Genomic DNA, 22081 nt, shown 5'->3' with positions numbered 1-22081 from the left:
GCAAGGATAGCCTAACTTAACTCGCCCTCGGATGGGTCATGAGGCGTCATCCGCGCGGCCGGCGGGACCCGATGTCAGCTCAGGATGTCCTTCGTGCTGAAGCGGCCGTACGCCAGGGTTCCGAAGACGGCGACGTACCCGAGCTGCAGCAGGGCGTTGTCGGTGAACGAGTTCCAGACGATCGGCTGCCGCAGCAGGTCCGCAAAGCCCAACCAGTAATGCGTGAACAGCCACGGGTGCAGCCATTCGAGCTGGGGGAGTGCGCCGAGGATCTGCGCGACGGCGGCCAGTGCAGCCGTCGCGGCCATGGCGCCGACGGGGATGGTGGTGAGCGTCGAGATGAACAGGCCGATGGCGCTGAGGCCCAGGAGCGAGACGGTGACGTAGAGGGCGAGCAGCAGCAATCGCACGAAGTAGCCGGGGATGCCCACGGTGTCGCCGGAGAGCAGCGTGACGGGGCCGACCGGGAACAGCAGTGCGCCGATGATCGCGCCGGTGACGACGACGGTCAGGGTCGCGACGAAGCAGAACAGCGCCGCCCCCGCGTACTTCACGAGCAGCAGGCGGATCCGGCCGGCCGGCGCCACGAGCAGGTAGCGCAGCGTGCCGAGGTTCGCCTCGCCGGCGATCGTGTCACCCGCCACGACGCCGATGGTCAGCGGCAGGAACAGGGGAATGGCCACCGTCAGCGCCGTCAGCGAGACGAACAGACCGTTCTGCGTGATGCTGTTGAGGAAGGCAGGGCCGCGACCACTGTCCGAGCCGTCGGACGAGACCCGCACGACGACGGCGATGAGGATGGGGATCAGCGCCAGCGCACCGATCATCGCCCAGGTGCGGAGCCGCCGGAAGAGGACGGTGATCTCGGAGAGGACGAGTGTGAGGCCGAGGCCTGCTCCCGTCCGGGGCGGGCGGGCTACCGCGGATTCAGCCGGCAACGTCGAACCCCTCTCCGGTCAGTGCGACGAAACGGTCCTCGAGGGAAGCGCCGCCGGCCACGAACCCGCGCACGCGCACATCGGCGCGGACCAGTGCGGCGTTGACGGTCTCCGGCCGCAGTCCGGGTACCGAGAGCTCGGCGGTGACGACGTCGTCGCGCCCGTGCAGCTCCGGCGTGAGGCCGAGACCCGTGAGCACGCTGTGGGCCTCGGCGGAATCGGGGGTGGTGACGCGGACACGTGAGGTTCCTTCGGAGCGGAGCTCGTCGAGGGTGCCCTGCGCCACGAGGCGGCCGGCGCTCATGACCGCGATCATCGTGCACATCTGCTCCACCTCGGCGAGCAGGTGGCTGGAGACGAAGACCGTGGTGCCGTCGTCGGACAGGGACTTGATGAGGTGTCGGACCTCGCGTGTTCCCTGCGGGTCGAGACCGTTGGTGGGCTCGTCGAGGATCAGCAGGTCGCGTGGGGCGAGCAGGGCGTTGGCGATGCCGAGGCGCTGTTTCATGCCGAGCGAGTAGGCGTGTGCGCGCTTCTTCGCGGCGTGGCCGAGACCCACGCGCTCGAGGGCGGCATCGACCCGGGCATTCCGCGTGGCGGGGTCCGTGTGCCGGTCGGCGGCGTCGAACCGCTGGAGGTTCGCCCGTCCGGAGAGGAACGGGTAGATGGCCGGCCCTTCCACGAGGGCGCCCACCCGCGGCAGCACCGTGCGTGCGTCCCTCGGCATCCCGCCGTCGAGCAGTCGGATCTGGCCGCTGGAGGCCGAGGCGAGGCCGAGGAGCATGCGGATGGTGGTGGTCTTCCCCGACCCGTTGGGACCGAGGAATCCGAACACGGTTCCGCGGGGGACGGCGAGGTCCACGCCGTCGACGGCCTCCTGCCGGCCGAAGACCTTGGTCAGCCCGCGCGTCTCGATCGCGAACCCGTCGCCGGCCGGACGAGGACCCGCACGCTCGGTGCGGGTCCTCGGGGGTACTTCGTTGATCACCGCTGCGATGCGGCGACGAGCTGGTCGATGCCGACGGCACCGGCGAGGATGCGGCCGTCATCGGTGATCAGGACCGAGACGAGGGACGTCTGCAGTGCGCGGCCGCCGTCGACCTCGGTGAGTGCCTGCTCGAGGAGTGCCTCCGCACCCGCGACCTGCTCGGGGTCCATCCCGGGCTTGATGTCCATGATCTCCCCCATGCCGGCCTCGGCCGGGCCGGCGCCCGGTCCGAGCTGCGCGGCGCTGCCTGCGGGCAGCTCGACGATGCTGCTCCAGCCCTCGCCGATCACGGTGGGCTGCTGCTCGGGGGCGACGGGTCGGTCCTCGGCGTCGACGTGGGCCTTCACCTCGGCGGAGGGGACCTCCGTGACCGTGGCCCCTGCAGGCGGGGTGAACTCGAAGATGCCGGCGTCGGGGGTGCTGAAGTCCACGGAGCTGAAGCCGGCCGCGAAGGCCGCTTCCTCCTGGCCCTTGGCCTCGACCGTCACGCTCAGGGGGACCCCCGTCTCGGAATCGACGCTCACCGCGATGGAACCGACCAGGGTGTCGACGTCCTCAGGCGTGAGCACGAGCTGGTAGGCGCTGCGGCCGGCGACCCGGCTGGTGCCGTCGACGGTCACTTCGGTGCTGGGGTCGATCGCTGCGAGGAACACCTCGGCGAGCTCCGCGGGCGTGCGGGGCACGTCCTGCAGCTCGGGGTACCCGGCGGTCTTCTCCAGCAGCTTCGCCTCGAGCTCCGCCTTCGCCGCCTCCCTGTCAGGCAGGGTTGCGTGTGTGGCCTCATTGGACTGGGAGTCGTAGTACCAGGCGTCGCTGCCGTTCACGACGACGTCGCGCTGGGCCAGCTGGTCGAGCACCTGGACACGCGCCTTGTCCGTCCCGTCGACGAAGACCTGGGCGGTGTGATCGGCCGTCAGGAGTTCGAGGGCGGTGGAGGTGGGATCGGAGCTGGACGCGCCGCCCGGGGGAGTGGCGATGCCTGCCATGTCGGGGAGGCCGAGATCGGAGGACTGCTCCACGGTGCCGGAGTAGGCGTCGTCGGAGCTCGTGGCGACGAATTCGAGGAGTTCCTGCGCGGTCTTCGAGGGGAGCTGCGGTTGGGCCCCGGCGACGGCGGAACCGCTCACGGCGGCAGTGACGATGACGACCGGGACGATGCCGGCGGGAAGCCAGCGCCAGTTCTTGTTCATGATTGAGCCTTCCGAACGAATCTGTGCCCCATCTGGCGCCAACGCTACACCTGCAAGCTGGGAGTCGTGGGGCACGCGTACCGGGTGAACGAGTGGGAGGGCCGAGGCGTGCCATGGCACGGATGGTGGGATGAACAACGTCGTGGTGCACCGGTCGCCGAGGCACACGGAAGGGGCGGCCGAAAAACCGCCCCTTCCGTGGTGCTGGTGGGCCTAGCGTGTGACGCGACGGCGACCGGCGACCGACTCGGCCACCCCGATCAGCAGCACCGCGGCGATGACGGACACGATGAAGCCGAAGATGTTCAGTTCCCACATGTTGCCGGTGCCGACAACGCTGGCGATGGCGCCGCCGATGACCGATCCCACGAGGCCGAGCAGCAGCGTGGCGAGGAGCCCGAGGTTCTGCTTGCCGGGCTTGATGAGGCGGGCGAGCGCTCCGATGATGAGCCCTGCGACGATGAAACCGATCATGGTGGATCTCCTTCTGATTGACCCGCTGTGCGCGGGGAGCTTGTGGCCGCGGTGGTCCTGACGCCGTCGGAGCTGCGCCTGTCGCCTTAATGCAAGGGCGCTGCCGGCACGTCATCGGGTGTTGCCACCACCGCCGATCAGTTCAACGATAGTGGAATGGGAAGCCTGCTGAGGAATTTCTGATGCTGAGAACCGATGGACGCCGGCGCCCCCGCGGTGCACGCTTCGCCGGACGGACCCGGCCGCGCGGTGCGAGCCGCATCATCGGGCTGGTGGTCGGATGGTTGCTCGTGCTCATCGGCCTGGCGGCCCTGGTGTTGCCCGGGCCCGGGCTGCTGGCCCTCGTGGCGGGCCTCGCCGTCCTGGCCCAGCAGTACGAGTGGGCGCGGCGGTGGCTCCAGCCGGTGAAGCGGAAGGCCTTCGCGGCGGCAGCCCGGGGTGTGAAGAGCAAGCGCAACATCGTCCTGAGTTTCGCGGGAGCCCTGGTCCTGGTGCTGCTGGGCGTGGCGTGGAGTGTCCAGCCCGCCGCTCCCGCCTGGTGGCCGCTCGCCGCCCGCTGGTGGCTGCCCGGTGGCTGGAGCGTGGGCTCCGGGCTGATCGTCTCCGGGCTCCTTGCCGCGGCCTTCATCGTCTACAGCATCCGACGGTTCCGCCCCACCCCGGAGCCGGTGAACCCCTGATCTCCACGTCCCGACCAGTAGCACCAGAAGGAGCACACCATGTCCACCACCCGTTCCATGCTCGACACCTACCCTCAGGATCGCGATGGGTTCGACAGCAACCCGCTGGCCGAATGCATCGACGCGTGCTTCACGTGCGCCCAGACCTGCACCGCATGCGCTGACGCATGCCTGGCGGAGGATATGGTCGCCGAGCTCAGGAAATGCATCCGGACGAACCTCGACTGCGCGGATATCTGCGACACGACGGGGCGGGTGCTGTCACGCCAGACAGGGTACGACGCCAACCTGTCGCGGACGGTCCTCGAGGCCTCCCGGACCGCGTGCAGGGCGTGCGGGGACGAGTGCTCGGAGCATGCGTCCATGCACGAGCACTGCCGGGTCTGCGCCGATGCCTGCCGTCGGTGCGAGCAGGCGTGCGACGCCCTCCTCGCCGCGCTCAGCGAGTAGGACGCGCCCGACACCTCGACGACGCCGGACGCACGACGACGCCGTGGCCCTGTTCCGGGTCACGGCGTCGCCGACGCCGCCCTAGTGCCGGGTGTAGTCCAGGCGCGATCGCACCAGGGTGCCACTGGACTCCAGGGCTCCCGTGGTGGCGTAGAGGTACTTGCCGTCGATCTCGACATCGGCCGGGGTCGGCGCGTCCATGAAGGGAACCGCCTCCGTGGTACCGGCAGGGATGATGGAGATCCTGCCGGCGAAGAGCTCAGCGACGAAGATGTTGCCACGACGGTCCAGCGCCAGCCCGGTGGGCGACGTCAGGCCGGTGACGACTTCCTCCACCGTGCCGGTCGCCGGGTCGAGGCGGCGGATGGAGCCGCTGCCCGGCGCCTCCGGTGTGCCCGGCAGCGATGTCAGATACAGCATGCCGTCCGGTCCGAACTCGATGTCCGTGGGAACAGGCTCAGCGTTGAACGTGGCACCGATAACACAGTCGGGGACATCGATCCCCTGGGCCACGAGGGACTCGTAGAGCTCTTGGTCCACCTTTGTGGCTACGGGCTCGAGCACTGTCGCGCTGACCGTATTGCGGCGGGTGTCCAGGGTGAAGACCGCGTTGGCCCCGGCGTCCGCGACGTACACGTACCGGCCGGAGTTCGAGACCGCCGTGGCGTACGGGTGGGAGTACGTCTCCCCGCCGTGCGGAAGGGCGATGGCTGCCAGCTCCGCTCCGATCTGGCGTGCGCAGGATTGGTCCAGGTTCTGGAAGCCGTAGGAGCTGTTCTTGTCGTAGTTGATGGAGGTCTCGAGCGCGGCGAGGTCGGCGAGCAATCGGACCGTACCACCTTCGAGGACGCTGACCTTGGCGACCAGCGGGCCTTCGCCTTGCGGGCCTCCCGCACTCTCGGTGAAGTACACCGCACCCTTGTTGGTGGAGACGCCTCCGACTTCGATGCCGTCAGCGCCTTCGAGGAGCGTGGCGGCTGCGCCGTTGCGGTCCACGCTGGTGAGTAGTCCGCCGAAGTTCTGGGAGACGTAGGCGGTGTTTCCACGGCCGATGCCGACGCGGAGCGGAACCAGGAGGCCGGCTGCGAGTTCGGTGTTCTCCTCGGCGGTGACGGTCCAGCTGCGTTGCGTGGACGTGGATGACGGCGCCGCGAGCGCGGCACTGGCGGTGGAAGCGAGGGCGACCGCGAGCGCGGCCGCGACGATGGGCGTGCTTGTACCCTTCATGATTCATGTCCTTGGGGTGCGAGAAATCGTAGAGACGCTGTTACCGGCCCCAGCACCGAGCAGCGGCACAGCCGCTGTACTACGAGCACGGCCCTGTTGTCAGCAGGGGTCTTCGTGCTGCTGCCATGCTAGGACCGGCCCTCGGCTGGTGTCCACGGCGGGTGGGGAATGAGGCAGCGACCGGTGTGCGACGTGCCGATGGTGTCGCTCAGGCGGGCAGGGCGCGTACCTGGTCCATCAGTTCACGAGCTTTTTCATCCGCGCCGGCTTCCGAGCAGAGCCGTGCTGCCTCGGTCAGGTGGTGCGCGGCCTGCTCATAGGAATCCCTCGCCGCGTAGTACTGGCCGAGGCAGCCCTCCAGTTCGGTGATGCCTTCGAAATCGAGGAGGGTGCGCTGACCGCTGACGAGGTCGAGGAACTCCTTCGCCCTCCGGAGGTCTCCCGTCAGGAGGGCGCATCGAGCCTGCACGAGGGTGAGTTCGATGCGCTGGTTCAATGTGCCGACGAGTTCGAGCCCCAGCTCGGCGTTCCTGATCGATCCCCGGACGGAGTCGTCGACGATGCCGGCCTGCAGCTTGAAGCCGGCGCTTGCCTTATGGAATTCGGCCCATCCTTCGAGATCCGCCTGGGGTAGCAGCAGCCGCGCGGCGAGGGCGTGCTGCTCACGACCGATCTCCACCTCGCCGCGACGGAAGGCGACGTTGCCGATGGCCCATGCCCCTCGAGCGATCAGCAGGGAGGGCACGGACGGTGAATCCTCGGTGATGTCGAGGGACGTGGCTACATCCCAGGCTTCGTCGAGATCGCCCTTCACTGACAGTGCAGCGATGAGGATGAAGGCCGCCTGCAGGCGGGCAGGTGCCTGGTCGGACAGCCCTGCTGCGGAGTCCACGGCCTGCCGGGCGAGGTCGAGGGCCTCGAGCAGGCGACCCGCATTGCGGGCGATGGTGGAGAGCCGGCCCTGCACCACGGACTGCAGTTCGGGCGCCACGACCATGAGGGGGGACTTTGCCATCCGCTGCAGGACGGCCCCGGCCTCCTCCGTCCGGCGCAGTGCGATCAGTGACTGCGCGTGCAGCATCGACATGTCCCACCACGCGGGGGCGTTCCGCTGCTCAAAGGCGATGCTCGCCGCGTATTCGGCCTCCGATGCAGCCAGGGCGTCGTCCTGCATGTCGCGGGCGTAGTTGGCCACGAACATCGCGATGGTCAGGGCCGGCTGGTCGTCGGCCGACGGCGGCTCGACCCACCAGTTCAGGGTCTGCGCATCCATGCCCAATCGGTTCGCGAAGTGCTGCACCATCTCGGGCGTCGGTTGGCGCTGGCCCCGCTCGAGGAGGGAGATGTAGTGGGCGGGATGCGAGCCCGCGCCGAGTTCGGCCTGGGTCAAGCCCTTGGCGATGCGCGCCTGTCGCAGCATCTCGCCGAATCGCATGTTGTCCCCATCCGCATGTATCGTCACGCCGACCCGCTCCCCCCGGACAGGGTTCGATTCGTGACTGCTCATGTCTAGCAGATCCCCGGGACAATATAGAAAACGGTTGTGAGGAACGTGCCGCTCAGCGGTGACGGACCCGTCTCGGCAGCACCGGTGACGCCAGCAGCGTGAGGATTCCTGCCAGGGATACCACGATCAGGCCCACGTGCAGCGACGAAGCATCGGCACCCGTTCCCACGATCGGGGGAGACAGCAGGAAACCGAGGCGCAGCAGCCGGCTGACCGCTGTGATCCCGGTCCCGGCCAGTTCGTCTGTCGGCTGCATGGCCGCCGGGACGAGCATTGCGACACCGAGGCCAACCAGGCCGAAGCCGAGGGTGGTCAGTCCGGCAGTGATCGCACCCAAGGGGGACGCTGCCACTCCAGTGGCGGTAGCCGCCTCAGGCCTCGGGAGGCAGTGCCTCGTGGTGCTTCTTGCCCTTGGTCCGGCGGTCTTCCTTCATCTCCGCTTCGAAGAGGTGCCGCTTGCCCTCGACGAGGGCGTCACGGGCTTCCTTCTCGAACGACTTGAACTCGGAGTAGTAGTGGTCGTCGTAGTCCTCCACGATCTGGAAGGTCCACCGTCCCTCGATGACATTGCGCCCGATGATGTCGCTCGCGAGCCTGTCGGCGAGCCCTGTGTGGCCGGCCTTGCGGAACAGCTCTTCGGCCTCCGAGAGGTTGAGGTCCGCAGTGCCGGTGAGGCGGTGGAAGTTGTACAGGAAGCCGCGCGCGTTCTCCACCACCTCGAGGGCTTCGGAGAGTTTTCCGAGCGCTTCGACCGTGAGGTCGGAGACGCCCTCGGGGCGCTGGTGGGTTGCGTCGGGACCGGGAGTATCGAGGGTAGCCATACTGGACAACATACCCAGCTGCTCCGACCCTCACACATGGTGACGACGACTAGCCAAACCCCGCCCTGCCTGTTTCGGCTTCGCCTACCTGCGTCTGCCTCTCCTACTCCGCGCCTACCCGAGTTCCGGCTTCGCGATCACGGCGATGTCGTCGTCGCCCGAGCCTGCACGCTGCGCGTCGGTGAGGGACTGCAGGACGGCCGTCACGGCGGGCAGGGGATCGGGGGTGGAGCGCAGCATGAGCCGAGCGTCCTTGGCGAGCAGGTCGGCGGAGAACTGGGTGTCCCCGAACGTGCCCGCGGTGATCACCGGGCCCTTCATCCCGGCGATCACGCCGAGCCCGGTGCCCTCCAGGAGGTCGAGCACCGCTGCGGCGTCCAGTCCGTTCGCCGTGCCCAGGCGCAGGGCCTCGACAAGGCCCTGCAGGGAGACCCCGAGGGCGAGGTTCGCGAGGAGCTTCCCCGTCGCCGCGTCCGACGGCGTCGCGACGCGGCGGAGGCGGTCGCTGTCGCCCCACAGGGCGGCAAGGGGTTCGACGACGTCGATATCCTCGGGTGCGCCTCCGAGCAGGACGCCGAGCCGGCCCGCCCGTGCCGGGGCGAGGCTCCCGATCACGGGGCCGTGGACGTACCGGACGCCGGCGGCGGATGCGTAGTCCGCGAACTCGCGGGCATCCTCCGGTGACACCGTGGTGACGTCGAACCATACGGCCTCGGCGGGGATCTCCAGCCCGGAGAGCACCACCTCACGCACGGTGTCCGGCCCGAAGAGCACGGTCATCACGACGTCGGCGTCCCGGACGGCGTCCTCCGGGGAACCGGCCCGCGTGGCCCCGGCGTCCGCCAGGCGTTCCACAGCGCTCGCCGTGCGGTTCCACGCGGTGAGGTCGTGGCCGGCGGCGAGCAGATGCACGCCGAGTTCGTGCCCCATGCGTCCGACGCCGAGCAGTGCGATCTTCATGAATCCTCCATAGGTGATGGGTGTCCCCAGGCCATTGTCCGTGGCTGATCAGGCCCGTGCCTCCGAACGGGTCAGCCCTTGCTGCCGATGGCGGCGCTGACGCCGTGACCGACGCGGAGGGTCAGTCCGCGCTGATCTGGCGGCGGAACGTACTCCGTGTGGTGTGCAGGTCCCAGAGCACGTCGGCGAGGACAGCGGGGTCCTTCTCCGGATCGCCCTCGATGATGCGGCCACCGATGATGAGCTGCGACACGTGGATGCCTTCCTCGCCCAGCACCTCGTTCAGCAGCTGGGCATACGCGGCCTGGCCCGCAAAAGCCACCGATGTTCCCGTGACGCCCCGCCCGGGCTTGACGGCGGACCCGCCGTTGACGAACAGGATGGTTCCGCGGTTCTCGCCGAGGAAGCGCATGCCGGGCAGGACCTGGTGGACGGCGGCCACGGGCCCGTAGATGGAGAACTCGACCGGGCCCCTGAGGTCCGCAGGCGTCGTCTCGAGGACCGGCCGCATGAAGTCCTTCTGCGGCAGCGGGCTGTACTGCAGCACCTCGATGGGGCCGAGTGCCTCGGTCGCGGCCTCGAGCGCAGCCGCGATGGATGCGGGGTCGCGGACGTCCGCGGCGAACCCCCGGGCGTGGACCCCGGCCGCACCGAGTTCCTCGGCGAGGGCGTCCAGTTTGCCCTGGCTGCGGGAGATGAGGGCCACGGAGAATCCCTCGGCCCCGAAACGACGTGCTACGGCGGCCCCGAGGCCGCGTCCTGCTCCGATGATTGCGAGAGTTGTCATACTCCGTGCAATTCATCAGGCGGCTTCATAATTCCTGCGGCGGCGATTTTCCTACTGCAGGGTCCCGAGGATGGTGCGCTGGATGACCACGGCGGCAGCGCCGCGGGCCCACTGGGCGAAGTCCGACGGCTGGCGGCTCAGCCGGATGGGCGCCGCCTCGGGATCGCGGTGGTACTCGATCGACCCCCGCAGGGCCTCGGACGCGACGTCCGCGAGGTCCATGCCCTCACCGGACAGTACGACGAGCTCCACCATCGTCAGGTTCGCGACCGCCGACACCAGGAGGCCGAGCGCCTCGCCTGCCGCCTGGACCACGGCGCCGGCCACGGGGTGCCCCTCCACGGCGAGCCCCAGGATCTCGTCGTACGTGCGCTGCTCGCCCGTGGAGGCGGCGAACTGGGAGCGGATGGCAGGGATGGTGAGCACGGCCGAGGAGCACCCGCGGTGGCCCTCCTTGCACCGCGGCCCGGAGGGATCCAGAGGATAGTGCCCCACGAGGCCGAGGCCGGCATCGGGAGGTGCGATGACCGCGTCGTTGATGACCAGTCCGTAGCCGACGCCCGCGCCCACCGTGAGGACGGCGAAGTCCTTCTCTCCGCGCCCCGCACCGAACCACTGCTCCGCGATGGTCAGGGCGACGACGTCGTTCTCGACGGCGGCCGGCAGCCCGGTCCGTTCCTGCACGAGTGCTGCGAGGGGAACGTCGCGCCACCCGAGGAACGGGGCCCGCAGCACCGTGGCATCGGAGTCCACCTTGCCGCCGATACTGATGCCGATGCCGCTGAATCCATCGAGCGGCCCGAGGTCGGACACCGCTCCGACGACGGCGTCGAGAACATCCTCCACGTCGTGGCTCGGCAGCGCGCGCTCGCTCGAGCCGACGACGTCGGCCTTGAGGTTGGTGGCTACCGCCGAGGCTGTCTCCCCGGTGAGTTTGACGCCCACGAACCGGTGGGCGTCGGGGCTGACCTCGAGGGGGCGCACGGGCCGTCCGATCGCGGCCGATATCACCTCGTCCGATTCGCGGAGGACCCCGGCATCGAGGAGGGGTTTGCTCAGCCGGGTGAGGCTGGCCACGGAGAGGCCGAGGCGGGTCGCGAGGTCGGCGCGGGAGATGGGGCCGCGGATCAGGACCTCGCGCGCGAGCGCCCGGGCAGGGCTGGAGGGTGCGAGCGAGGTGACCGCGTCCATGATGTTCCGTTCGCAGGGGGACTTATTTTCAGACTAGCGCTAATGGCGGGCCGTATGTGCACTCCTACTGGTGTTCGGGTCAAAACAGCCAACGGATGTGATGGTTGACACGGCTCTTATTTCTACCGTAAAAATAACAAGTGCCTGGATCGACGCCGAAGTGATCCTGGCACGCCATCACACCGCACGAAGGAGAGCCCACTGTGAAGCTTCCCCCCGGCCCCGCGAGGCGAGCCGTCCGATGCGTCGCCGGAGGATCGGTCCTGGCGCTCGCCCTCTCGGGATGCGCAGCCCAGGACGATGTCGTGACGCTCGATTTCTTCCAGTTCAAACCCGAAGCGGTGGCGAACTTCAGTTCCATCATCGGCGAGTTCGAAGCCGCCAACCCCGGTATCCGCGTGGTGCAGAACCACGTGCCGGACGCCGACACCGCCATCCGGACGCTGCTCGTCAAGGACAAGACACCTGACGTCCTGACGCTCAACGGCAACGGCCGCTACGGTGACCTCGCCAAGGCCTGCGTCTTCGCCGACCTCTCGGACCTTCCCGTCGTCGAGCAGGTCCGACCGGCCGTCAACGACATCATCGCCGATCTCGGCTCGTGCGAGACCGGCGAGGTCAACGCCGTGCCGTTCTCGAACAACGCGAGCGGCATCCTCTACAACAGGGACCTCTTCGCGCAGTACGGCGTCGAGGTGCCGACCACGTGGGACGGGCTGCTGGAGGTGGCAGAGACCTTCGAGGCGGCCGGGGTCACGCCCTTCTACACCACCATCAAGGATGCCTGGACCATGGGCCCGGCGTTCGTGAACCTCGGGGGTGCGCTCCAGCCCGACGGCTTCTACGACCGTCTGCGCGCCGCGGGACCGGACATCGCATCGGGGGATGTGTCCTTCTCGAAGGACTACCCCGAGGCGGTGGAGAAACTCACCACCCTGTACGGCTTCGGGCAGGACGACGCCGCCAGCCGCGACTACAACGCCGGTAACGCAGCCTTCGGGGCGGGTGAGGCGGCCATGTACATGCAGGGCAGCTACGCCATCCCCGCCATCCGGGCTGCCAATCCCGATGCCAACATCGGATCCTTCCCCTACCCGGCCACCAACTCCCCCGAGGAGACCGTGGTGGTGTCCGGCGTCGATGTCGCAGTGTCGGTCGGGCGCGACACGGAGCATCCGGAGGAGGCGAGGCGGTTCGTCGAGTTCATGATGTCGCCCGACGTCGTCGAACGCTATGCGCAGGAGCAGAGTGCGTTCTCTCCGCTCACCACGGGTGCCGAGACCACGGACCCGGCCCTCGCCGGCCTCGCCCCCTACTTCGAGGACAACCGCATCATCGGCTTCATCGACCACCAGCTGCCCGCGAGCCTTCCCCTGCCCCAGTACCTGCAGGAGCTGGTGCTCGGCGGCCGGCCCGAGGACTTCCTGTCCACCATGGACCGCGAGTGGAGCAAGATCGCCGCACGCACCATCCCGAACGAGAAGGACTGACATGAGCACTCCAGTGAGCAGCCCGGCACGGCCGGGCACACCGCCCCCGCGGGCGTTGCGGCAGGACCGGCGCGTGCCACGGGTCTTCTACCTGATGGTGCTCCCAGCCCTCGCCCTCTTCGCGGTGTTCCACACCGTGCCCCTCCTCACCGGCATGTTCTTCAGCCTGACGAACTACGCAGGGTACGGCGAATGGTCCTTCGTGGGACTGAGGAACTACGCCAACCTCTTCGGCGACGACCGCATCTACGGTGCGTACGGATTCACCTTCCTGTTCGCGATCGTCTCCACCGTGGCGGTCAACATCGTCGCGCTCGCCGTCGCCATCGCGCTCAACGGACGCATCCGCTTCAAGACCGGGTTCCGGGGCGTCTTCTTCATCCCCAACATCCTGTCGATCCTGATCGTCGGCTACGTGTTCAACTACCTGTTCTCGAACTCCGTCCCGGCGATCGCCGAGGCCCTGGGCATCACGTCGCTGACCACGAGCATCCTCGCCAGCCCCGACACGGCATGGGTCGGTGTGGTCATCCTGTCGGTCTGGCAGGCTGCCGCCTTCAACATCATCATCTACCTCGCCGGCCTCCAGACCATTCCGGCCGAACTCTACGAGGCTGCCTCCCTCGACGGAGCCTCGCCGTGGAAGCAGTTCGCGTCGATCACGTTCCCCCTGATCGGGGCGTTCTTCACCATCAACATGGTGTTGAGCCTCAAGAACTTCCTGCAGGTGTTCGACCAGATCGTGTCCCTGACGGCCGGTGGGCCCGGGACGTCCACCGAGTCGATCTCCCTGCTCATCTACCGGGGAGGGTTCCAGGGCGGGGAGTACGGCTACCAGACAGCCAACGCCGTGATCTACCTCTTCGTGATCATCGCCATCTCATTCATCCAGCTGCGGGTGCTGCAGCGCAGGGAGGCTTCGTTCTGATGACCGCCACATCCTCCTCCGCAGCGCGTCGCGTGCTGGCAGACGAACCCTCGCACCACGGCGTCGCGACCCGCGCCTTCCGCCCGGACCGGCGACGCGTCAACTGGTGGCTGACGGCCCTCGTGGCCGTGTGCGCACTGACGGTGCTGGTCCCGCTCTACCTGACCGTGGTGACGGCACTGAAGACCCCGGACCAGCTCGGGGGTACGGGCTTCGGGTTGCCGACGTCGGCCCGCTGGGAGAACTTCGCCGAGGCGTGGACCCTCACGAGCTTCCCCCGGGCACTGCTCAACACCGGCCTGGTCACGGTGGGCACCGTGCTGCTGACCCTCGTCACCAACTCCATGGTCGCCTACGCCATCGCGCGGAACCTGCACCGCAGGTTCTTCAAGGGGCTGTACTTCTACTTCATCGCCGCCCTGTTCGTCCCGTTCCCGATCATCATGCTGCCCGTAGTGAAGCAGACCGCGATCTCCGGGCTCGACAACCATCTCGGACTGATCCTGCTCTACACGGTGTACGGGCTCTCGTTCAACATCTTCGTGTACGTCGCATACATCCGGTCCATACCGCTCGAACTCGAGGAAGCAGCCCTCACCGACGGCGCCACCACCTGGACCGTGTTCTGGCGGATCATCTTCCCGCTGCTCGGCCCCATGAACGCCACCGTCGGTATCCTCACCTGCCTCTGGGCCTGGAACGACTTCATGCTGCCGCTGGTCATCCTCTCCGATCCGTCGGCGCAGACCCTGCCGCTGGCACAGTTCGTCTTCCAGGGGCAATTCAATACGAACTACCCGGTCGCATTCGCGTCCTACCTCATGGCGATGGCACCGTTGCTGATCGTGTACCTCTTCGCCCAGCGCTGGGTCATCTCCGGCGTGATGCGCGGATCCTCCAAATAACGCCAGTCCTCCAACCATCGAAAGGGACCACTTCGTGACTTCCACCGTCAACCCCGACGTCGAATCCGCAGTCGACGCCTCGACCGAGCTGTCCGCCGAAGCGTTCGCCGCCCGCATGCAGGATCCGAACTGGTGGCGCCAGGCGGCCGTCTACCAGATCTACCCGCGCAGCTTCGCCGATTCCAACGGTGACGGCATCGGCGACCTGAAGGGCATCACCTCCCGCATCCCGTACCTGACCTCCCTCGGCGTGGACGCCGTGTGGCTCAGCCCGTTCTACCCGTCGGCTCTCGCGGACGGCGGGTACGACGTCGACGACTACCGCGACGTCGACCCCAAACTCGGCACGCTCGAGGACTTCGACGAGATGATCGCGGCCCTGCACGCGGCCGGCATCAAGCTGGTGGCGGACATCGTGCCCAACCACACCTCGAACCGGCACGAATGGTTCCAGGAGGCGCTGGCCTCGCCGAAGGGTTCTCCCGCACGTGAGCGTTACATCTTCCGCGACGGCAAGGGCCCCGACGGCGCCGAACCGCCCTCGGACTGGGAGTCCGTCTTCGGCGGTCCGGCCTGGGAGCGCACGGAGGACGGCCAGTGGTACATGCACATCTTCGCGAAGGAACAGCCCGACCTGAACTGGGACAACCGCGAGGTCCGCGACGATTTCCTCACGACCCTGCGCTTCTGGTCCGACCGGGGCGTGGACGGCTTCCGCGTGGACGTGGCGCACGCGCTGACCAAGGACATGACCGAGCCGCTGCCCTCGAAGGCCGAGCTCGGACCCGAGGGTGGCAACAACAACGGCCGGCACCCGTTCTGGGACCGCGACGAGGTCCACGAGGTCTTCGCCGAATGGCGCAGGGTGTTCGACGAGTACACGCCGCCGCGCACAGCCGTCGCCGAGGCGTGGGTGCACGCCGACCGTCGTGCCCGCTACGCGAGCCCGGAGGGACTGGGCCAGGCGTTCAACTTCGATCTCCTCAAGGCGGACTGGAATCCGCACCAGTTCCGCGACATCATCACGAAGAACCTCGTCGAGGCGACGTCCTCCGGTGCGTCGTCGACCTGGGTCTTCTCCAACCACGACGTCGTGCGGCATGCCACGCGCTACGGCCTGCCGCCGGCAGGACCGGACGGCACGAGCAAGCCGGGCCAGGGCGGAGAGGGCGGCCAGGACGGTTCGGCCTGGCTGATGACCGGAGGCACGGAACCGGCGCTGAACCGTGAGCTGGGGGAGCGCAGGGCACGCGCCGTCTCGCAGCTCATGCTCGCCCTGCCCGGCTCCGCGTACCTGTACCAGGGCGAGGAGCTCGGCCTGCACGAGGTCGCCGACATCGCCGACGAGGACCGCCAGGATCCCACCTTCTTCCGCAACAGGGGCGTGGACGTGGGCCGCGACGGCTGCCGCGTGCCGCTGCCCTGGACGAAGGACGGCCGGTCCTTCGGCTTCGGTTTCGGCGGCGCGCACCTGCCGCAGCCCGAGTGGTTCGGCGAGTACGCGGTGGAGGTGCAGGAGGGCGATCCCGCCTCCCACCTCAGCTTCTACCGCCGGGCGCTGGCACTGCGCCGCGAGCTGCAGGGCGAGGAGGACTTCGAGTGGATCGACGAGTCCTCCGCCGACGTCCTGCACTTCACGCGTCCCGGTGGCTGGCACTGCGTCACCAACTTCGGTCCGACGCCGGTGGACCTGCCCGCGGGAACCGTGCTGCTGAGCAGCTCGCCCCTGGCGGGCGGCAAGCTGCCCGGCGACACGACGGCCTGGCTCGCCTAGCGCGCGCCTGACGGCGTAGGGCGGCGGGCCATCCCCAGGGAGGTGACCCGCCGTCGTCGTCGATCCGCTCCCGGCCAGGGGGCCGGGCATACTGCTGCTGCTTCGTGCACGCCCTTCCGACGGAATGGTGCGTGTCGTGCCAGGACGCGCCGTCGGAACGGGGTTGGCCCCGTCGCAGCGCGTGCACGAGCCACAATCCTCCGACGGCCAGCCCGTTCGTCGGCAGGAGAATCGGTTGCACGCCCCTCCGCGGCCTCGGAATACTGGACGGACCGGCATGAGCGAGGCGGAGGGCAGCGGCATCAGCAGATCCCACGAGCACGAGGAGAGGCTGCGCAAGGCGGCCCAGTACCGTGCTGCCCGGGATGGTGGGGGAGCGGCCGACGCCATGGCCGAACGGGACCGCCAGGACGACGGCGATGCGGCGGCGGACGGGGAGCTGGCCCCGCTGCGGGAGGGCGAGGACGAGGCCAGGCGTGCGCGGCTGATCGTGGACCGGGCGGTGGCGCGCGGGGACTTCGACAACCTGGCGCTCGCCGGTAAGCCGATCCCCGGGCTGGGGGAGGCCCATGATCCGGACTGGTGGGTCAAGGGACTGATCCAGCGCGAGAACATCACCGGGCTCGGTCCGCGGGCCATTTTGCTGCGCACGGAGGACGCCGAACTCGACGACCGCCTCGACCGCCAGTACACCGAGCAGCAGGTCCGCGAGGTCCTCGAGGACTTCAACCACCGCGTGATCGACGCGCGGCGCCAGCTCCTCGGAGGTCCGCCCGTGATCACGAAACTGCGCGACGTCGATGCCGAGGTGGAGCGCTGGCGGGAACGCCGGGAGGCAGCCCGCCGCACGGCGGAGGCCGCGGCCCCGCCGGAGCCGCCCAGAACCTCCTTCTGGCGCCGGATCTGGCGCGGCACCGACTGAGCCGCGGCTAGTTCGGGATGACCCGGTACAGCACCTTCTTCTTCACCATCGCCCAGATGGCGAGCACCACGACGGAGTGGATCACGAGTCCCTGCCAGGCGCTCGCGCGGTCGAGCCCGGGGATGTTCGCGACGGCGAGCACGAAGTACACGTGGACGATGAACACGTACAGGCTCGCGCGGCCCAGCGGGATGTACAGCCAGCCCGTCAGTGCGTTGATGGGTTTCCAGAACGAGGTCAGGATCACGTGCGCCGCAAGGATGAAGAAGGCGATGTTGAGCAGCCGCCCCGGTTGCAGGAACACGCGCACGTACCCGGACTCGTACAGGGTCTGGTAGAAGCCCGCCGGGATGAAGGCGAGATCGAGTCCCAGGGCGTGGTTCAGCCAGAGGGTTCCCAGCGCCAGTGCATAGGCGCCGGTCGCCGCGCCCACGAAGATCTTCCCGCGGTGGGTGCTGAGCGCGTCGATGACGGCGCGACGGTGGTACCCGAGGACGACGCCGTGCACGAAGATCACCTGCCAGGTGAGCAGCGGGAACACGTCCTGGAACTGCGAGGGGAGGACGCGCAGGTGGAAGATGCTGTCCACGATGTAGAGCGTCCAGCTGATGGCGAGCAGCAGCCACCACAGTTTCTTGCGGAGCATCAGGACGAGCAGCGGGACCGTCAGTGTCAGCACCACGTAGAGGCCCATGATGTTGAAGGCCCACGGCCCCATGGTCAGGAGCACGAGGTCGCGGACCGCGTACCCGGCCGGCGGGTAGTCGAACAGGCGCGTGATGTTCGGGTAGAGGTCGTACACGCGGCCCGCGGCCTCGATGCCCGCCCCGCCCGTGCCGCGGTCCGTGAAGGTGGTCAGCTCGGTCGCGTCGATGAAGGGCACGAGGGACAGCAGGTAGACCGTGAGGACCACGGCCAGGGACGTGAGGTAGAGCTTGCCGGCCCTCCGGGTGGTCCCCTTCGCGGCCTCCACGGCTCCGCGGCGCTCGACCGCGATGGGGTGCACCATCCCGAGCACGACGCCGGACAGCAGGACGAACAGTTCCGCGCCGGTGATGGTCCCGATGAGGTTGCGGGAGATGAAGGACCAGGGGCCGGCGATCTCGATGTGGGTGACGACCACCGAGGTGATGATCCAGCCGCGCAGCAGGTCGATCCGGGCGTCCCGCGACGCCTGCTCGTCCGGGTAGCGCCACTGCGGCACCACGCGCCTGGCCACCCCGGCCAGGAGTACCAGGCCGAAGAGCCCGACGACGCAGAGGACGAGCCAGCCCATCACTGCACTGACCGGTGCGCCGGCCTGCCACACCTGCCTGGTGGATTCGTTCGCGTCCTCCTGCGGAACCACCTCGGTGATCGGCCCGAGCCGGACACCGGGCGCCGCGTCGAGGGTACTGCGGAGGGCCGCAGCCGTCGCATCGTCCCCACCGAGGCCCCAGTCGACCGTATGGCCCTGGGCCTCGGGCTCCGTGCGTGATGCCTCGAGCCAGGCGACCATGCCGATCTCGGGATACTCCTCGGCGAGGGCGGGGTCGAACACCTGATTCAGCCATGCCCGCTTGATCTCCGCCTCGGGAGCGCTGTCGGGGTCTTCGGGATCGTGGAGGGCGGCCGTCTGGACGAGGAACCGTTTGCCCTTCCCCGCGGCATACTCCTTCGCGAAGTCGATGCGGGGAGCGCCAGGAGCCGCACCGTAGGTGCCTGCGAGCTGGTCGGCGAACTTTCCCGGTTCGGGCAGCACGGACGTGGTGATCGCGCCGGAGTACTGGCGCGTACCATCGGCGTTCCTGGTCGCGCCCTGCTCGTAGCTGCCGAAGTGGTACAGGGACAGGCCCACCCAGTCCACGGCGTCGTCGCCGGGGTAGTAGGGCCGGTAGGGATCGTCGCCACCGTCGATCAGGCCGTTGCCGTTGGTGTCGAGGGCGGTGGCGGTGCCGGAGCCGAGGCCCTCCACGGCACCGTAGGCCTCGGTGAACGGGTAGCCGGCAGCGTACGACGGCGCCCAGACCATCGCGGCGGACGGCACCCGGGCGTGGACCTCGTCGGCCACGGTGCGAAAGGCTTCGACGTAGGTGTCGGGTTGCTGGCCCCAGCCGAACCAGGTGCCGTTCATCTCCGGGGCGAAGCGGAGGAAGAAACCGGTGCGGAATTCGTCGCTGATGCGCCCGAGGATGTCGGCGAGGTGCTCGGCGTCCCCCTCCGTCAGTTCGGCGAGGGGCTTCGATGGTTCGAGGGACACGACGGCGACGGCGCCGAGCGGCGCCTCCTGCCGGGCCAGATCGACCAGGTCGCGCTCCGCGTCGGCATCGAGCGGATAGGCGACGGGCCGGCTGAAGAACGACGGCGTGATCCCGGTGCGGTCGGCATAGGCGCGGGCGTTGTCGACGGACCAGTCGAGCTCGGGACCGAAGTATCGGCCCTCCGCGAGCCCGGTCGGATCCTCGACGGGCGCCTGGTCGCTTCCCTCCGTGGTGGAGGGCAGGCCGCCGGCCGTCGCCTGTGCGGGCGCGGCTCCGGCCAGGAGTGCGAGGAGCAGGGCGGCCGTCAGGGCCCAACCCTCCGTCCACCGTCGCCTGCCCCGTAGAAGGACGGGAGTCATCCCTTCGCTTCCTGGCGGGCTTTCGCCTTCGCGATGTCCGCCTGGTAGTGCTCGTAGCCCCGGTAGCGGACGGCTTCGACGATGACGCTGAAGATGACGAGGTCGAAGATGACCCAGACGATGTTGACGGACGTCCCGAGGATGTCCGCCTGCCCCGTGAGCATGCGGATGATGCCGACGATCACGGCGGCGACCAGCAGGCCCATGGCCCACAGCTGGGGCTTCACCAGGTCCCACCGGAGCGTGTTGTCCTGCTGGAGGGTCTTGGGGGTGACGGCGAAGTCGAGGCTCCGGCCGAGGTACACGTTGCCGAACGCCGAGGTGATCGAGCGGATCCAGACGGGGAACAGGGCGAGCGAGTACTGCTGCCCGCGCCACGTCTTCACGCCCTTGCCGACCACGGCGAACAGCAGCTGGTTGACCAGCAGGAACGGGATCAGCCGCACGAAGAACTCGGTGCTGATCGAGTTGACCGGCAGGATCCCGAACAGCAGGTAGATGATCGGCGCAGCGATGTAGACGACAGCGGCGAAACCGGACAGGTAGCTCCACATGGTGGCCCCGTACATGAGCTTCTGGGCGAACGTCAGGCCCTTCTGCGCGAACGGGTTCTCGCGGAACATCACCTGGATGGTCCCCTGGGCCCAGCGCAGGCGCTGGGTCAGCATCGAGTTGAGATCCTCGGGCGCCAGCCCGTCGGCCAGCTTCTCGTGGTGGTACGCCGATTCCCAGCCGAGCGAGTGCAGGCGCATGCACGTGGCCATGTCCTCGGTGACGGAGATGGTGGCCATCGGCATCACCGCCTGCGCCTCGCCGCTGCGGTCGGCGTTGACGGATTCGATCAGGACGCGGACGGCGTCGATCGCGGCGAGCGGGGACCACGAGCGCTGCGCCAGCTGGTCGAGCGCGGCGTCGTCGACGACGGCGAGGCCGGGAGTGCTTGCGGAGGCGCCCTGCAGCCCGGTCCCCAGGCCCTCGATGCCGAGGTCCTCGAGCGAGGCCAGGTCCTCGTGGAAGGCCGCGATGTCCGCCGCCACGAGGCCTCGGGTGACTGCCGCGACCCGCTGCTGGAACTCGTAGGTGACCTCGGAGATCCCGTCACCCTTCCGTAGGCGGCGACGGACCCTGCGCAGGTCCTTCGCCACGAGGTCCAGGGCCTCGCTCACGCGCTCGTTGTCCGCGCCCAGGTTCTTCTTGGCCCTCGCGATGACCTTGTCCGAGGTCTTGAGCGCCTTGTACAGGGCGAGTTCGATCTCCGTCACGTAGCGCGTGACGCCGAGCTGCATGAGCGCCTCCCGGCGGATGATGGCGTTCGAGCCGCAGAAGAAGGCCGCGTTCCACCCGTCCTTGCCCTGCTGGATGGGGCCGTAGAACAGTGGCGCCTGGCTGCCCAGCGGGTCCGAGTCCGGCACGTTGATGAACACCTGCGGCGTCTGCACCAGTGCCATCTTCTCGTTGGTGAAGTAGCCCAGGGTCTTGTCGAGGAGGAGCGGATCGGGGATCTGGTCGGCGTCGAGGATGACGAGGAACTCGCCGTCCGTGGACATCAGCGCATTGTTGAGGTTGCCGGCCTTGGCGTGCCGCGGCATGTCCTTCCAGTCAGCGGACCGCGTGATCCATCCGATGCCCTCGGCTTCCGCCGCTTCACGGACTTCGGCACGGTTCCCGTCGTCGAGGATCCAGGTGTTGTGCGGGTAGCGGATCTTCTTCGCTGCGCGTGCCGTGGTGAGCACGAGGTCCAGCGGCTCGTTGTAGGTGGTGATGAAGACGTCCACGGTCAGGCCGGGCGGGGCCTCGGGGGCCTGCCGCTTCCTCAACCTCCACACCGTGAAGCCGAAGAGCAGGGAGTCGATCAGGGAGTAGGTCTCCGCCAGCACCAGCGGGATGGCGATCCACCAGGCCTCCCAGTTGATCGAGTAGAGCCAGCGCCACACGATGTAGTTCAGTCCCAGGACCGCGGTCACGAGGACGATCGACCGGATCAGGAGCGTCCTGCCCCCGAAGGAGTCATCCCGTTTGCCTCCACGTCCGTCATCGACGGACGGATCACCTGGTGACGTGATCTCCATGCTTCAGCACGCTCCACTTCCTGCTTCCGTGCACGCGGGCACTGCTGCGGTGACTTGTGTGTGCCGGGCTGGCGCACTGAGACGCTCACCGGGTCCGCGGGGACCATGAAGCATGAAACCAAGTTACCCGAGTGGAGGCACGGCGCCCTACGTGAGGCGGGAGTGCGCCAATATTGAGCAA

Annotated in this window: 20 protein-coding genes; 7 read left to right on the top strand and 13 right to left on the bottom strand. The window is 68.4% G+C overall.

What is annotated here, in order from left to right; all coding sequences use genetic code 11:
• Positions 1 to 74: 74 nt before the first annotated feature.
• From AC1MFI_RS01550 to AC1MFI_RS01535, 4 genes are all read right to left on the bottom strand, one after another.
• Entirely contained in the window at positions 75 to 938 is an 864-nt protein-coding gene (locus AC1MFI_RS01550; protein ID WP_479819104.1) for an ABC transporter permease, read from the bottom strand.
• Positions 928 to 1923: an ABC transporter ATP-binding protein gene (locus AC1MFI_RS01545; RefSeq protein ID WP_479820968.1), complete on the bottom strand. Its 996-nt coding sequence runs from the start codon at positions 1921 to 1923 to the stop codon at positions 928 to 930. Before AC1MFI_RS01545 ends, AC1MFI_RS01550 begins: the two co-directional genes overlap by 11 nt.
• A complete protein-coding gene (locus tag AC1MFI_RS01540) occupies positions 1923 to 3116 on the bottom strand; it encodes a LolA family protein (RefSeq protein WP_479819102.1) in 1194 nt (397 codons plus the stop codon). Before AC1MFI_RS01540 ends, AC1MFI_RS01545 begins: the two co-directional genes overlap by 1 nt.
• A 213-nt stretch (positions 3117 to 3329) precedes the next feature.
• Positions 3330 to 3590: a GlsB/YeaQ/YmgE family stress response membrane protein gene (locus AC1MFI_RS01535; RefSeq protein WP_400483024.1), complete on the bottom strand. Its 261-nt coding sequence runs from the start codon at positions 3588 to 3590 to the stop codon at positions 3330 to 3332.
• A gap of 182 nt (positions 3591 to 3772) precedes the next feature.
• Between AC1MFI_RS01535 and AC1MFI_RS01530 the strand changes: the two genes are divergently transcribed.
• Both AC1MFI_RS01530 and AC1MFI_RS01525 read left to right on the top strand, forming a co-directional pair.
• A complete protein-coding gene (locus tag AC1MFI_RS01530) occupies positions 3773 to 4270 on the top strand; it encodes a PGPGW domain-containing protein (protein WP_479819100.1) in 498 nt (165 codons plus the stop codon).
• A 39-nt stretch (positions 4271 to 4309) separates the two neighbouring features.
• A complete protein-coding gene (locus tag AC1MFI_RS01525) occupies positions 4310 to 4720 on the top strand; it encodes a four-helix bundle copper-binding protein (RefSeq protein WP_479819098.1) in 411 nt (136 codons plus the stop codon).
• Between the two features lie 81 nt (positions 4721 to 4801).
• Here the strand turns inward: AC1MFI_RS01525 and AC1MFI_RS01520 are convergent, their stop codons facing one another.
• The 7 genes from AC1MFI_RS01520 to AC1MFI_RS01490 form a co-directional block, all read right to left on the bottom strand.
• Positions 4802 to 5947, bottom strand: coding sequence for a ScyD/ScyE family protein (locus tag AC1MFI_RS01520; protein ID WP_479819096.1), 1146 nt, complete (start codon positions 5945 to 5947; stop codon positions 4802 to 4804).
• Positions 5948 to 6155: 208 nt separating this feature from the next.
• A complete protein-coding gene (locus AC1MFI_RS01515; protein ID WP_479819094.1) occupies positions 6156 to 7409 on the bottom strand; it encodes a helix-turn-helix domain-containing protein in 1254 nt (417 codons plus the stop codon).
• 97 nt (positions 7410 to 7506) lie between these two features.
• Positions 7507 to 7791 (bottom strand): hypothetical protein, encoded by a 285-nt coding sequence (locus AC1MFI_RS01510; RefSeq protein WP_479819092.1) that lies wholly within the window; start codon positions 7789 to 7791, stop codon positions 7507 to 7509.
• A 34-nt stretch (positions 7792 to 7825) separates the two neighbouring features.
• The gene (locus AC1MFI_RS01505) at positions 7826 to 8275 is read right to left on the bottom strand and encodes a hypothetical protein (RefSeq protein ID WP_479819090.1); all 450 of its coding nucleotides are present in this window, start codon (positions 8273 to 8275) and stop codon (positions 7826 to 7828) included.
• Positions 8276 to 8389: 114 nt separating this feature from the next.
• Positions 8390 to 9235, bottom strand: coding sequence for an NAD(P)-dependent oxidoreductase (locus tag AC1MFI_RS01500; RefSeq protein ID WP_479819088.1), 846 nt, complete (start codon positions 9233 to 9235; stop codon positions 8390 to 8392).
• Positions 9236 to 9356: 121 nt separating this feature from the next.
• Positions 9357 to 10022 (bottom strand): SDR family NAD(P)-dependent oxidoreductase, encoded by a 666-nt coding sequence (locus AC1MFI_RS01495; protein ID WP_479819086.1) that lies wholly within the window; start codon positions 10020 to 10022, stop codon positions 9357 to 9359.
• 51 nt (positions 10023 to 10073) lie between these two features.
• Positions 10074 to 11213 carry an ROK family protein gene (locus tag AC1MFI_RS01490; RefSeq protein ID WP_479819085.1) on the bottom strand — a complete coding sequence of 380 codons (1140 nt, stop codon included), beginning with the start codon at positions 11211 to 11213 and terminating at the stop codon, positions 10074 to 10076.
• A 203-nt stretch (positions 11214 to 11416) separates the two neighbouring features.
• On the opposite strand from AC1MFI_RS01490, the gene AC1MFI_RS01485 reads away from it, so the two are divergent.
• The 5 genes from AC1MFI_RS01485 (at position 11417) to AC1MFI_RS01465 (ending at position 17232) form a co-directional block, all read left to right on the top strand.
• The gene (locus AC1MFI_RS01485; protein WP_479819084.1) at positions 11417 to 12703 is read left to right on the top strand and encodes an ABC transporter substrate-binding protein; all 1287 of its coding nucleotides are present in this window, start codon (positions 11417 to 11419) and stop codon (positions 12701 to 12703) included.
• Position 12704: 1 nt separating this feature from the next.
• Positions 12705 to 13631, top strand: coding sequence for a carbohydrate ABC transporter permease (locus AC1MFI_RS01480; protein ID WP_479819082.1), 927 nt, complete (start codon positions 12705 to 12707; stop codon positions 13629 to 13631).
• Positions 13631 to 14536 carry a carbohydrate ABC transporter permease gene (locus AC1MFI_RS01475; RefSeq protein WP_479819080.1) on the top strand — a complete coding sequence of 302 codons (906 nt, stop codon included), beginning with the start codon at positions 13631 to 13633 and terminating at the stop codon, positions 14534 to 14536. The genes AC1MFI_RS01480 and AC1MFI_RS01475 overlap by 1 nt, the downstream gene beginning before the upstream one ends.
• A gap of 115 nt (positions 14537 to 14651) precedes the next feature.
• Positions 14652 to 16310, top strand: a complete 1659-nt coding sequence (locus AC1MFI_RS01470) for a glycoside hydrolase family 13 protein (RefSeq protein ID WP_479820967.1) — start codon at positions 14652 to 14654, stop codon at positions 16308 to 16310.
• Between the two features lie 277 nt (positions 16311 to 16587).
• Positions 16588 to 17232, top strand: coding sequence for a DnaJ family domain-containing protein (locus AC1MFI_RS01465; protein ID WP_479819078.1), 645 nt, complete (start codon positions 16588 to 16590; stop codon positions 17230 to 17232).
• A gap of 7 nt (positions 17233 to 17239) precedes the next feature.
• Here AC1MFI_RS01465 and opgC read toward each other — a convergent pair whose 3' ends face one another.
• Positions 17240 to 19831, bottom strand: coding sequence for an OpgC domain-containing protein (opgC, locus tag AC1MFI_RS01460; protein WP_479819076.1), 2592 nt, complete (start codon positions 19829 to 19831; stop codon positions 17240 to 17242).
• On the bottom strand, positions 19828 to 21900 hold the full coding sequence (locus AC1MFI_RS01455; RefSeq protein WP_479819074.1) for a glycosyltransferase: 2073 nt from the start codon (positions 21898 to 21900) through the stop codon (positions 19828 to 19830). Before AC1MFI_RS01455 ends, opgC begins: the two co-directional genes overlap by 4 nt.
• Between the last annotated feature and the right edge of the window lie 181 nt (positions 21901 to 22081).

The organism is Arthrobacter sp. BC5 (genome assembly GCF_056680255.1).
Note: the sequence above shows the minus strand (reverse complement) of the source record. Positions and strands in the feature narration are given on the sequence as shown.

Excerpts from the sequence above, each read along its gene's own strand:
- AC1MFI_RS01520 (WP_479819096.1), bottom strand. The coding sequence starts at position 5,947 with ATGAAGGGTACAAGCACGCCCATCGTCGCGGCCGCGCTCGCGGTCGCC.
- AC1MFI_RS01455 (WP_479819074.1), bottom strand. The coding sequence starts at position 21,900 with ATGGAGATCACGTCACCAGGTGATCCGTCCGTCGATGACGGACGTGGA.
- AC1MFI_RS01470 (WP_479820967.1), top strand. The coding sequence starts at position 14,652 with ATGCAGGATCCGAACTGGTGGCGCCAGGCGGCCGTCTACCAGATCTAC.
- AC1MFI_RS01465 (WP_479819078.1), top strand. The coding sequence starts at position 16,588 with ATGAGCGAGGCGGAGGGCAGCGGCATCAGCAGATCCCACGAGCACGAG.
- AC1MFI_RS01540 (WP_479819102.1), bottom strand. The coding sequence starts at position 3,116 with ATGAACAAGAACTGGCGCTGGCTTCCCGCCGGCATCGTCCCGGTCGTC.
- AC1MFI_RS01475 (WP_479819080.1), top strand. The coding sequence starts at position 13,631 with ATGACCGCCACATCCTCCTCCGCAGCGCGTCGCGTGCTGGCAGACGAA.
- AC1MFI_RS01525 (WP_479819098.1), top strand. The coding sequence starts at position 4,310 with ATGTCCACCACCCGTTCCATGCTCGACACCTACCCTCAGGATCGCGAT.
- AC1MFI_RS01490 (WP_479819085.1), bottom strand. The coding sequence starts at position 11,213 with ATGGACGCGGTCACCTCGCTCGCACCCTCCAGCCCTGCCCGGGCGCTC.
- AC1MFI_RS01505 (WP_479819090.1), bottom strand. The coding sequence starts at position 8,275 with ATGGCTACCCTCGATACTCCCGGTCCCGACGCAACCCACCAGCGCCCC.
- AC1MFI_RS01480 (WP_479819082.1), top strand. The coding sequence starts at position 12,705 with ATGAGCACTCCAGTGAGCAGCCCGGCACGGCCGGGCACACCGCCCCCG.
- opgC (WP_479819076.1), bottom strand. The coding sequence starts at position 19,831 with ATGACTCCCGTCCTTCTACGGGGCAGGCGACGGTGGACGGAGGGTTGG.
- AC1MFI_RS01530 (WP_479819100.1), top strand. The coding sequence starts at position 3,773 with ATGCTGAGAACCGATGGACGCCGGCGCCCCCGCGGTGCACGCTTCGCC.
- AC1MFI_RS01500 (WP_479819088.1), bottom strand. The coding sequence starts at position 9,235 with ATGAAGATCGCACTGCTCGGCGTCGGACGCATGGGGCACGAACTCGGC.
- AC1MFI_RS01535 (WP_400483024.1), bottom strand. The coding sequence starts at position 3,590 with ATGATCGGTTTCATCGTCGCAGGGCTCATCATCGGAGCGCTCGCCCGC.
- AC1MFI_RS01495 (WP_479819086.1), bottom strand. The coding sequence starts at position 10,022 with ATGACAACTCTCGCAATCATCGGAGCAGGACGCGGCCTCGGGGCCGCC.